Source organism: Streptomyces sp. SPB074 (genome assembly GCF_000154905.1).
Lineage (GTDB): Bacteria > Actinomycetota > Actinomycetes > Streptomycetales > Streptomycetaceae > Streptomyces.
Map to the genome: position 1 here is coordinate 6,735,622 of NZ_GG770539.1, position 11,470 is coordinate 6,747,091.

The following is an 11,470-nucleotide window of genomic DNA, read 5'->3' on the forward strand; positions in this document are numbered from 1 at the left end:
GCAGGTAGGCGCGCGCGTCCACGAGCCCCGGGTCCGCGCCGAGCCGCTCGCGCACCGCCGCCGTCAGCGCCACGTTCAGCGCCGTCCCCACGTTCACCTTCGTGATCCCGCCGCGCACCGCCGCGCGCAGCTCGCCGTCCGGCACCCCCGAGGACCCGTGCAGCACGAGCGGCACCGCCGTCGCCCCGCGCAACCGCCCGAGCAGCGCGTGGTCCAGAGCCGCCGTCGGCGTCGTCATCGCGTGACTGCTCCCCACCGCCACCGCCAGCCCGTCGGCCCCGGAGGCGGTCACGAAGGCCGCAGCCTCGGCCGGATCGGTCCGCGCGCCCGGCGCGTGGGGCCCGAGCGGCACGGCCCCGTCCTTGCCGCCCACCTCGCCCAGCTCGGCCTCCGCCCACAGCCCGTGCGCGTGCGCCCAGGTCACGGCCTCGCGCGTCGCGGCGAGGTTCTCCTCGTACGGCAGTGCCGCCCCGTCGTACATCACCGACCCGAACCCCGCCCCGGCCGCCTGCCGCAGCAGCTCGCCGTCCGTCACGTGGTCCAGGTGCAGCGCCACGGGCACGGCGGCCGCCGCCGCCACCGAGCGCGCCGCCGCCGCGAGCGGCGCCAGCCGCCCGAGCCGGTAGAGCACCGCGTTCTCGCTCACCTGGAGCACGACGGCGGCCCCGGCCCGCTCGGCGCCGGTGACGACCGCCTCCACGTGCTCCAGCGTGACCACGTTGAACGCGGGCAGCCCCCGCCCGCCGGCGACCGCCTCCGCGACCAGCTCCCCCGTCGGCACCAGGGCCACCGCTCACACCTCCCGCAGCACGACGGAACGCGTCAGGTGCCGGGGCTCGTCGGGAGCGAGCCCCCGCCGCTCGGCCAGCTCCACCGCGAGGCGCTGCGCCCGCAGGAGCGCCACCAGCTCGTCCCCCGGCTCGTCCACCCACAGCGCCCCTGTCCCGGCGACCTGCTCCGCGAGCCCCTCGGGCGCCGTGCCGAACATCCACGTCGCCGTCCCGCGCGTACTCACACTGATGGGCCCGTGCCGGTACTCCATCGCCGGATACGCCTCCGTCCAGGCGAGCGCCGCCTCCCGCATCTTCAGCGCCGCCTCCCGCGCGAGCCCCACCGACCAGCCCCGCCCCAGGAACGTGAACTGCCCGCACTCCAGCAGCCCTTCGGGCAACGGCGCCTCCAGCGCCTCGCGCGCCCGCGCCACGACGTCCGCCGGGTGCGCGCCCAGGTGCGCCCGCAGCAGCGTCAGCGCGCTCGTCGCGAACCGCGTCTGCACGACCGACTTCTCGTCGGCCCAGTCGAGGACCACGAGACGATCGGCGAGTTCCCGCACCGGGGTCGCGGGATCGGCCGTGACGGCGACCGTCGGCGTGCGCCCGCGCAGCGCGGCGAGCACGTCCAGCACCTCCGTCGTCGTCCCCGAGCGGGTCAGCGTGAGCACCAGGTCGTACCGGCGCGAGGCCGGGAACTCCGAGGCGGCGAACGCGTCCGTCTCGCCCTGACCCGACCCCTCGCGCAGCGCCGCGTAAGCCTGCGCCATGAACAACGAGGTCCCGCAGCCGACCACCGCGACCCGGGCCCCCGCCCCGGGCAGCCCGAGGCCCCCGGCCGCGCCGAGCGCCGCCGCCCGCTCCCAGCACCCCGGCTGCGAGGCCAGTTCGTCCCGTACATGACTCATGATGTGATCCCCTTGACTTCCCGACCCGTCCGGCACGTTCCGCCGCCGTCCGGTGTCGTTCCCCGTACGACGCGGGGGGGCGCGCCCGCGCGCCCGTACCCCGCCCTGATCCCCGCCGGACCGCACGGCCCGGCGGACGTGGAGAGCACCCGATGCCGCGCGACACCCGATGGAAGGCCCTGCTCGAACTCCTCGCCGCCGAGGGCGGGCTGGACGTGGACGACGCCGCGCACCGCCTCGGTGTCTCGCCCGCCACCATCCGCCGCGACCTGGACACCCTCGCGGAGCGGCGGATGCTCGTCCGCACCCGTGGCGGCGCCCTCCCGCACGGCGTCGGCTACGACCTCCCGCTGCGCCACAAGAGCGCGCGCCGGGCCGAGGAGAAACAGCGCATCGCGCACGCCGTCGCCGCCCTCGTCCGCCCCGGCGAGGCGATCGGCCTGACCGGAGGCACCACGACGACGGCCGTCGCCGAAGCCCTCGCCGCCGTCCCGGCCCCCGCCGAGGGCGAGGAGCAGGGCCTCACCGTCGTCACGAACGCCCTGAACATCGCCTACGCGCTCACCGCCCGCCCGCGGTTCAAGACGGTGCTGACCGGGGGAGTGGCCCGCCCGCACTCGTACGAGCTCACCGGTCCCCTCGCCGACGGCGTCCTGCGGCAGATCACCCTCGACACGGCGGTGCTCGGCGTCGGTGCCTTCGACGCCGTCGAAGGCGCGGCGACGGCCGACGAGGCCGAGGCCGGCGTCAACCGGCTGCTGTGCGCCCGCGCGCGCCGCGTCGTCGTCGCGGCAGATTCCAGCAAGCTCGGCGCCCGCGCCTTCGCCCGCATCTGCCCCGCCGACGCCGTCGACGTCCTGGTCACGGACACCGGCGCGGACCCCGACGTGCTCGCCGCGCTGCGGGAACGCGGGATCGACATCCGCACGGTCTGAGCCCGCGCGATCCCTGCGCTCCACGCCCCCGCACCTCCGTCCCACGCCCGTTCCACGCACCGGCCGACGTGCGTCATCCTGCACTCTTCGCGCAACGCATGACAAGAGATGCGCGAAACGTGCGCCCCATGAGCAATATCGAGCATCGCTCGCCGTGGTCGTAAGAGAACAACACGTAAGGGTTGTGTGAGGACCGCCCGCCGGGTGTCCTCCGCGTGCGACATTCTCCGGGACCTGACGGAGCGCCGCGCCGCCCACGAGGCGGCGCCCAGCGAGAGGGCCCCGTATGACCACCCCCCACCACCGCGTCCGCAGAACCGCCCTCGCCCTCGCGGCGGCGGCAGGACTCCTGCTCACCACCCAGAGCCTCCCCGCCGCCGCCGACACCCCCTGCCCCGCCACCGCGGCCGCCCGCCCGGCCGCCGCCGACTACTATGCGGGCGTCGAGGGCAAGACGGGCGCCGCCCTCAAGAGTGCCCTGCACACCCTGATCAGCGATCAGGACACCGTCACCTACAGCCAGGTGTGGGATGCCCTCAAGAAAACCGACGAGGACCCCGCGAACCCGGACAACGTCGTGGAGCTGTACACCGGCAAGTCCATAGCCAAGTCCCGCCAGGGCGGCGCCCAGGGCGACTGGAACCGCGAACACGTCTGGGCCAAGAGCCACGGCGACTTCGGCACCGCCACGGGCCCCGGCACCGATCTCCACCATCTGCGCCCCGAGGACGTCGCCGTCAACGGCGCCCGCGGCAACAAGGACTTCGACAACGGCGGCGGGGCGGTCGGCGGCGCCCCGGGCAACTACACCGACGGCGACAGCTTCGAACCGCGCGACGCCGTCAAGGGCGACGTCGCCCGCATGATCCTCTACATGGCCGTCCGCTACGACGGCGGCGACGGCTTCCCCGACCTCGAACCCAACGACACGGCGGGCAACGGCTCAGCGCCCGCGATCGGCCGCCTCACCGTCCTCAAGCAGTGGAACGAATCCGACCCGCCCAGTTCCTTCGAGAAGCACCGCAACGACGTGATCTTCGACAGCTACCAGCACAACCGCAACCCCTTCATCGACCACCCCGAGTGGGTCGAATCGGTCTGGTGACCCGCGCCCGCCCGTGACTTGGGACAGCCGCGCCCGCCGGGGAAACGCTCCCCCGGCGGGCGGCGGCCCCCGCGTACGACCGCCACCACCTGCCCCGCGCCGGGGTCATCGGGCGCGGGGGCCGGTCACCTGCCGACCGGATGTCACGACGGGACCGCGTGGGGCCCTCCCCATGGCACCCGCGCCGCCCGCCGCCGACGAGGCGGCCATCGGCACGGCGTGGGGGAGAGGGCCACCGCGTCCGGCCCGGATGCGCGTGCCCCCGAGACGCCGCGCGCCCCAGCCCCGGTCAGTCCTCGGCGAGCGTGTCCGACAGTGTGTCCAGCCCCTCGCGGAGCAGGGTGAGCAGCGGGACCTCGCCCGCGGCCGTCCCGTCGCCCGCCCCCGCCCCCGCCTCGCCGACCCACCGCTCGAAGCCCGTGCGGAAGATCCCGAGGCCCGCCTCGGCGAGCAGGCTCGCGTCCGGCTCCGCCACGCCGCGCAGGCGCAGCGCCTCGGCGAGCGCGCGAGTGAGCGTCGCGATCTTGATCAGCTCGCGCTCCCGCAGTTCCCGCTGGGCGGCGATGACCGCCTGGCGCGTACGAGCGTGCGCGCGCATCCCCCGGAAGGCGGCCCCGAGCGCGTCGAGCCCGGCCGCCAGCGCGGCGCGGGGCGAGGCGTCCGCGGGGGCGCCGGTCACCGCCCCGGTCAGCGCCGTCTCCAGGTCGTGCGAGCCGTCGAAGAGCACCTCCCGCTTGTCCCCGAAGTGCCGGAAGTAGGTGCGCTCGGTGAGCCCGGCGCGGGCGGCGATCTGCGCGACGGTGGTCCCCTCGTACCCGTGCTCGCTGTACAGCTCCAGCGCCGCGCGTGCCAGCCGTTCCCGTGTGTGGGGCTCCCATCTCGCCATGGACCCGATTCTATGCGCTCCCCGCGTTGCCATGTCAGTCACTGACATCGTGGTGCTAGCCTGGATGATGACAGTCACTGACATCGTGTGTCATCGCACCAAGGAGTACCGCCATGCGCGTTTTCGTCACCGGGGCCTCCGGCTGGATCGGTTCCGCTCTCGTCCCCGAACTGCTGGCCGCCGGACACCAGGTCCTCGGCCTCGCCCGCTCGCCCGAATCGGCCCGCGCCCTGGAGAAGGCCGGCGCCGAGCCCGTCCACGGCTCCCTCGCCGACCTCGGCCTCCTCGCGGAGACGGCCCGCGCCAGCGACGCCGTCGCCCACCTCGCCTTCCGCCACGACATCGCCTTCACCGGCGACTTCCCGGGCGCCGCCCGGTCCGACCGCCAGGCGGTGGACGCCTTCGGCGAGGCCCTCGCCGGCTCCGGCAAGCCCTTCGCGATCGCCTCCGGCCTTCTCGGCATCACCCCGGGCGAGGTCGCCACCGAGACGAGCTGGCCCGGGGGCGGTGACGAGGGCTTATGTTCCGGGCGCGCCGTGACCGCCCGCGCGACGGTGGCCCTCGCGGACCAGGGGGTCCGTTCCTCGGTCGTCCGCCTGGCGCCCACCGTCCACGGGGAGGGCGACAACGGCTTCGTCACCGCCCTCGTCGGCGTCGCCCGCGAGAAGGGCGTCGCCGCTTACATCGGCGACGGTGACCAGCGCTGGCCCGCCGTCCACCGCCTCGACGCCGCCCGTCTCTTCCGCCTCGCCCTGGAGCAGGCCCCGGCCGGTGCCGTCCTGCACGCGGCGGCGGAGTGAGGGGGTCCCGCAGCGCGACATCGCCACCGTGATCGGCGAGCACCTGAACCTCCCGGTCACCTCCCTGGACCCGGCGGACGCGCCCGCCCACTTCGGCTGGCTCGCGGACACCACCGCGCTGGACTCCCCGTCCTCCGCCACCCGCACCAGGGCGCTCCTCGACTGGAACCCCACCGGACCCGGCCTGCTCGCCGACATGGCGGCCCACTACTTCACCGCCTGAGCCGCCCGCGCGCCGATCCGGGCGCGCGACGCCGACCGGCGAGGAGCCCGCGAGGGCACGCCGACACCCGCGCCCCCTCGCGCGACCGTCGCGAAGCCGCCCCGAGGCGGCGGCGCGCCCGTCGTCTCCCGAGCCCCGAGAAGCGGTATTCCCACCCGGGGGTACCGCTTCTCCCGTTCTCCCGTCCTCCGCCCGCGCACCCCGCCCCCGGCGCCCACCGGGAGCGGGGGAGGACCCGGCGGCACGGACGGGGCGCATGGATGTACGGACGTACAGACGCGCCGACGTACGGATGTACAGACGCGCCGCCGTACGAACCCGCCGGGTGCGGACGCGCCGCCGTACCGACGCCCGCCGCCGCGCGGGGGGCAGGGCGGAGCGGAAGTTACCGGCCGGTCCTTTCCATTGACTCCGAAAACCGAGCGCATTACGGTTTTTGCGAGTCGAGGACCCGGTGTCGGGCCCGGGCTCGACGTGCCCTCGGGCGACACCTGACGCCGGCGACGTGCTCCCGGCCCTCCCCACGGAGTGACGACATGAGGTTTTCCGCCCGTGCCACCGCCCTCGCCGCCACCGCTTCCCTCGCCCTTTCGGGGTGCGCGGGAGGCAGCGGCGCGAACGCCGGATCGGCCACGCTCGACATCGCCTCGCTCACCATGGTGCAGAGCCTGGACCCCAAGGACGCGACCGGCAGCGCCCTGCCGTACTTCCAGGCCGTCTACGACACCCTGATCCAGAGGGCCCCGGACGGCAGCCTCAAGCCGATGTCGCCACGAAGTGGGAGTACGACAAGACCCGCACCCGCCTCGCGCTCACCCTCCGCGACGGGGTGAAGTTCAGCGGCGGCGCTCCCTTCGACGGGGCCGCCGTCATGGCGAACATGAAGCGCTTCCGGAAGGGCGGTGGCGGCTCGGCCAAGACCCTCGCCGCACTCCGGCGCGTCACGGTCGAGGACCCCACCCACGTGACCCTCATCCTCTCCGCTCCCGACCCCGCCCTGCTCTTCCAGCTCAGTGACGCCGCGGGCCTCATGGCCGACCCGGCCGAGTTCGCCGGCAGCTCGCTGACCACCACGCCCGCCGGGACCGGACCGTACGAACTCGACAAGACCAGGACGGCCGTCGGCAACAAGTACGTCTACCCGCGCAAGACCGGCTACTGGGGCGCGAAGCTGCCGTTCGAGACCCTCGCCATCAGCGCCTTCGACAACGAGACCGCCGTCGTCAACGGCCTCAAGACCGGCCAGATCGACACCGCGGTCCTCCAGGACACCAACCAGCAGGCCGCCATCGCCTCCGGCATCCGGCTCAAGAAGACCGACTACACCTTCGACTTCCAGGGCCTGCTCCTGTTCGACCGCGCCGGCGCCCTCACCCCCGCCCTCGCCAAGCCGCAGGTCCGGCAGGCGATCAACTACGACCTGGACCGCGAGACCATGCTCGACAAACTCCGCCGGGGCCGCGGCGAACTGACCTCGCAGATCTACGGCCCCGGGACCAAGGCGTACGACAAGGCCCTGGACACCTACTACGACCACGACCCCGCCAAGGCCAGAAAGCTCCTCGCCGAGGCCGGCTACGCCAAGGGCTTCACGCTCAGGCTCCCGCGCGCCGCCGCCCTCGTCAGCGACGCGCTCGCTTCCTCCATCGCCACCGACCTCAAGGCGGTCGGCATCACCGTCCGCTGGGACCTCCTCGACGGCAACAGCGCCCTGCGCAAGATCTACCGCGAACGCGCCTACTCGGCCACCGTCATGAACAACGGGCAGAACCCGGTGGACTGGACCGCCACCCAGGACCTCGTCGCACCGGGCGTCTTCAACCTGTTCGGCAGCACCGACGCGACCGTCCGCAAGCTCCTCCAGCGCATCCAGACCGGCACCGCGACCCAGGCCGCCCGCGCCGCCCGCGCCCTCAACAGGCACCTGGTCGAGCAGGCGTGGTTCGCGCCGTTCTACCGGATGCGCTACGAACTGGTCACCGGCCCCGACGTCAAGGCCCGCACCCAGTCCGGCATGGCCGTGCCCTCGCTCTACGACTACACGCCCACCCACGCCTGAGCCGCCTCGCGAAGACCACACGGCCCCGGGCCGCGCACCGTCTGAGGTGCGCGGCCCGAAGCCGTTCCCTAGGCCCAGTCCACCTCGCGCGACGGGAAGAAGGACAGCCCGCGGGCGCGCCACAGCACGCTGTGCCGGGCCAGTGCCGCGCGGTGCGGCTCCCAGGGCCCGGGCGCACCGCTCCAGGCGGTCGAGGCGAGGGAGGCGAGCCGGGGGAGAAGCAGTGTCGTCATGTCGGCGAAGTCGCGCACGCTCTCGCCGAACAAGGTGAGCTCCACTCCCGCGACCCGCTCGTCCGGCACACCATGGGCCTCGGGACGCCAGGAGGCGACGTACTCGACCTCGCGCGGCCGGTACGTGGGAAATCCCAGGTGTGCGACCCAGCCCACCCACTCCTCGGGGGTGACCTCGGGGGTGTAGCGCCGGTCGAGGTACAGGTGGGACTGGGGGGAGAGGAGAACCCGGGCGCCGCCGTCGAGGGCGCGCGCGAGGTCGTCTGCGGTGGGCGCGAAGAACGTAGGAGCGCCCGCAGCAGCGGCACGGAGATCCCGGTGCCCACGAGGTCCGCCCGGGCGGCGAGTCCCTCCTCGGTGTACGGCAGGTCCATCAGCTCCGGATCGACCCAGTACTGGACGATGTCGTCCTCGCCCACACCGGCCCGGGACGCCTCCTGCCAGGCCAGCGGCCGTTTGCCGTGCGCGCGGACGAGGGCGCGCAGCGCGCGCACCGCCGTGGCGAAGGCGTCGTCGGTGATGCCGACCGCCTTGTCACCCCCGATGTGCACGAAGGGGCCGTCGGTGAGGGCGCACAGGTCGGCGAGCGCGGCGCCCACGACCTGCCGGGTCGCCGGGTCGGCGAGGTCGAGCGGCGGGGTGTACGGGAAACGCCCCGCGAGGCCGGGCGGCGCCGGGGCCGGGGGGAGCCCCGGTATCGCGGCGCGCAGCGCGCCGCAGTGCCCGGGCAGGTCGATCTCGGGGACGAGGGTGAGGTGGCGCCGGGCGGCGTACTCCTGGAGTCCGGTGAACTGGGCCGCCGTGTAGAAGCCGCCCTCGGCGGCGGGCCCGGAGGTGAGTGCCGGGAGCGAGGGCAGCTCGATCCGCCAGCCCTCGTTGTCGGTCAGGTGCAGGTGCAGCACGTTGAGCTTGTACAGGGCGGCCAGGTCGATGAGCGCGCGCACCTCCTCGACGGGCACGAAGCGGCGCGCCGGATCGATCAGCAGCCCGCGCCACCCGTACCGCGGGGCGTCGGCGATGTCCGCGGCGGGCAGGAGCGTGCCCGGCTCCGCGAGGGCGATCAGCTGGAGCGCGGTGGTGGCGGCGCGGAAGAGTCCCACGGCGGTGCGGGCCCGGCAGGTGATGCCCCCGGCCTCCACGCGCACGGTGTGGGCCTCGTCCACCGGGGCCGGGGCGCCGTCAGGGGCGATGCCGAGGCAGGAGCGCGGCACGGAGACGTCCGGGTCGATCCGCAGGCGTATCACGGGACCCTGACGGGCGCTCGACGGCGGCAGGAGCCGGTCTCCCAGGTGCGGGCCGAACAGGGCCCGCAAAGTCTCCGCCAGCTCGGGCGGCCCGGACTCGACCGCCAGGCGCCAGGGTCCGGAGGCCGGCGGCCCGTCCGCCCTGTCGTGCGGCTCGTACGAGGCGGGAGGAGGAAGGAGTGCGTGCATCGGGGGATCTCCGCCGGTGGGCGGGCGCCCAGGAGAAGCCCGTTTCACCGGTGTCGGATTCGGCGGACAGGTCTCCTGGGCGTCAACTCCCGGGCGGCGGACTCCGCTTACCGCACCCCCGCGAGGGGGCCGGGAAGGCCTGTACACTAACACGAAACCCGATCAGTGAACTCTTTTCGTGGTGGCGCGTTCCCGGCCCCCGCGCGTTCGAGAAGGAGTCCCACGTGGCAGCCACGCCCGCTCCCCGCTTCCCGCTCCCGGCCGGATTCCTCATGGGGGCCGCCACCGCCGCGCACCAGGCGAGGGCAACAACGTCTCCAGCGACCTGTGGGCGGTGGAGAACATGCCGGACAGCGTGCTGCCGGAGCGCAGCGGCGACGCCCTAGACAGCTCCCACCGCTGGCCCGAGGACATGGACCTCCTGTGCCGACTGGGCTTCAACGCCTACCGCTTCTCGGTCGAATGGGCGCGGATCGAGCCCGAGGAGGGTCATGTCTCGCGCGCCGCCGTCGCCCACTACCGGGCCATGGTCCTCGGCGCCCGCGCCCGCGGCCTCGAACCGGTGGTGACGCTCCACCACTTCTCCTCGCCCCGCTGGTTCAGCGCCAGGGGCGGCTGGCTCGCCGAGGACGCCGCCGCCAAGTTCGCCGCCTACGCGCGCGTCGCGGTCGAGATCCTGGGCGACGAGGTGCGCTACGTGGCCACCATCAACGAACCCAACATGGTCGCCCTCCTCGTCTCCGCACGCCGCCGCGCGGCCTCGGACGACTCCGCCCACAGCGGCGGCAGCACCGGGATCGCTGGCCTCGGCAGGGACGTCGCCGCACCCGAGGCGGACGTGACGGCGGCCCTCGTCCGCGCCCACCGGGCCGCGTCCGGGGTGCTGGGGGACGCCGGCCGCGGCTACCTCGTCGGCTGGACCGTCGCCAACCAGGTCTACCAGCCCGAACCCGGCGCCGAGGAGGCGACGGCGGCCTACGCGCGGCCCCGCGAGACCGTCTTCATCGAAGCCGCGCGCGAGGACGACTGGATCGGCGTGCAGGTCTACACCCGCCACCGTGTCGGCCCCGACGGCCCGCTCCCCCTCCCCGACGACGCCGAGACCACGCTGATGGGCTGGGAGTTCTACCCGCAGGCCCTGGGCGAGGCGGTGCGGGAGACGGCGCGGGTGGCCGGCCCCGGCGTCGCGATCCTGGTCACCGAGAACGGCATCGCCACCAGCGACGACACCCGGCGCATCGCCTACACCGAGCAGGCCCTCGCCTCCCTGGTCACCGCGATCCGCGAGGGCGCCGACGTCCGCGGCTACCTGCACTGGACCGCTCTGGACAACTACGAATGGGGCAGCTACCGGCCGACGTTCGGGCTCATCGCCGTCGACCGGGAGACCTTCGCGCGCACCCCCAAACCCTCCGCCCGCTGGCTCGGCTCCCTGGCCCGCGAGGGCAGCCTCCCGTGCGCCGCCCCGGCGCCGGCGGGGGCCTCGCGAGCCGCACGCTAGTGTGACGGGCATGGCGAGACGTGGACCGTACGAGAAGGGCGAGGCGAAGCGGAAGGAGATCCTTCAAGCGGCCCTGGAGATCTTCGCGCAGGAGGGGTATCGCGGCACGTCGCTGCGCAAGGTGGCCGCCCGCTGCAACCTCAGTCTGCCCGGGCTCATGCACTACTTCGACTCCAAGGAGGACCTTCTCACCAAGGTCCTGCGGGCCCGCGACGAGTCCGCGCGGGAGCGCTACGCCGGGCTGGAGGGCTCCGAGCAGTACCGGGCGGTCCTCCAGGAAGGCGCCGACACACCCGGCCTCGTGGAACTGTTCGTCTCGATGGCCGCGGCGGCGAGCGACCCCGGGCACCCGGCGCACGCGCTGTTCACCGAGCGCTACGCCGTCCTGCGGCCGCAGATCGCCGATTTCCTGCGCCGCCGCATGGCCGAGGGCACGGTCCGCACGGACCTGCCGCCCGAACGGCTCGCGGCCGTCCTCCTGGCACTCGCCGACGGCGCCCAGTTCCAGTGGCTCACCGACCGTTCCTTCGACATGCGGCAGCCCATCGACGACGTGATGACCCTCCTCGCACCACCGGAGAAGTGACCGCGCGGCGTCCGTACGACACGGCGGAGGG

General features: G+C 74.2%; 8 protein-coding genes and 4 pseudogenes. 6 read left to right on the forward strand and 6 right to left on the reverse strand.

Annotated features, from left to right (window positions below; translation table 11 throughout):
- A partial coding sequence (locus SSBG_RS28850) for a class II fructose-bisphosphate aldolase (protein ID WP_008749563.1) occupies positions 1–790 on the reverse strand: 790 nt, incomplete at its 3' end.
- Positions 791–793: 3 nt separating this feature from the next.
- A complete protein-coding gene (locus SSBG_RS28855) occupies positions 794–1,678 on the reverse strand; it encodes an SIS domain-containing protein (protein ID WP_037870853.1) in 885 nt (294 codons plus the stop codon).
- 152 nt (positions 1,679–1,830) lie between these two features.
- On the opposite strand from SSBG_RS28855, the gene SSBG_RS28860 reads away from it, so the two are divergent.
- Together SSBG_RS28860 and SSBG_RS28865 are read left to right on the forward strand one after the other, a co-directional pair.
- Positions 1,831–2,613, forward strand: coding sequence for a DeoR/GlpR family DNA-binding transcription regulator (locus SSBG_RS28860; protein WP_008749565.1), 783 nt, complete (start codon positions 1,831–1,833; stop codon positions 2,611–2,613).
- A gap of 286 nt (positions 2,614–2,899) precedes the next feature.
- Complete coding sequence (locus SSBG_RS28865) at positions 2,900–3,718, forward strand: endonuclease I family protein (protein ID WP_008749566.1); 819 nt, start codon at positions 2,900–2,902, stop codon at positions 3,716–3,718.
- A gap of 289 nt (positions 3,719–4,007) precedes the next feature.
- Here the strand turns inward: SSBG_RS28865 and SSBG_RS28870 are convergent, their stop codons facing one another.
- Positions 4,008–4,604 (reverse strand): TetR/AcrR family transcriptional regulator, encoded by a 597-nt coding sequence (locus SSBG_RS28870; RefSeq protein ID WP_008749567.1) that lies wholly within the window; start codon positions 4,602–4,604, stop codon positions 4,008–4,010.
- Positions 4,605–4,717: 113 nt separating this feature from the next.
- On the opposite strand from SSBG_RS28870, the pseudogene SSBG_RS28875 reads away from it, so the two are divergent.
- Positions 4,718–5,627 (forward strand): annotated as a pseudogene (locus SSBG_RS28875) (SDR family oxidoreductase).
- A 595-nt stretch (positions 5,628–6,222) separates the two neighbouring features.
- Positions 6,223–7,686: an ABC transporter substrate-binding protein gene (locus SSBG_RS28880; RefSeq protein WP_008749568.1), complete on the forward strand. Its 1,464-nt coding sequence runs from the start codon at positions 6,223–6,225 to the stop codon at positions 7,684–7,686.
- Positions 7,687–7,754: 68 nt separating this feature from the next.
- On the opposite strand, the gene SSBG_RS35215 is transcribed toward SSBG_RS28880, so the two are convergent.
- The 3 genes and pseudogenes from SSBG_RS35215 to SSBG_RS35225 form a co-directional block, all read right to left on the reverse strand.
- The gene (locus tag SSBG_RS35215; protein ID WP_234010691.1) at positions 7,755–7,919 is read right to left on the reverse strand and encodes a hypothetical protein; all 165 of its coding nucleotides are present in this window, start codon (positions 7,917–7,919) and stop codon (positions 7,755–7,757) included.
- A gap of 3 nt (positions 7,920–7,922) precedes the next feature.
- Positions 7,923–8,363: pseudogene (locus SSBG_RS35905) on the reverse strand (hypothetical protein); the annotation flags it as partial.
- Between the two features lie 143 nt (positions 8,364–8,506).
- Positions 8,507–9,352 (reverse strand): annotated as a pseudogene (locus SSBG_RS35225) (family 20 glycosylhydrolase); the annotation flags it as partial.
- Between the two features lie 272 nt (positions 9,353–9,624).
- Between SSBG_RS35225 and SSBG_RS28890 the strand changes: the two are divergent.
- A pseudogene (locus SSBG_RS28890) lies at positions 9,625–10,853 on the forward strand (family 1 glycosylhydrolase).
- 10 nt (positions 10,854–10,863) lie between these two features.
- Positions 10,864–11,439, forward strand: coding sequence for a TetR/AcrR family transcriptional regulator (locus SSBG_RS28895; protein WP_037872149.1), 576 nt, complete (start codon positions 10,864–10,866; stop codon positions 11,437–11,439).
- The last annotated feature ends 31 nt before the right edge of the window (positions 11,440–11,470 follow it).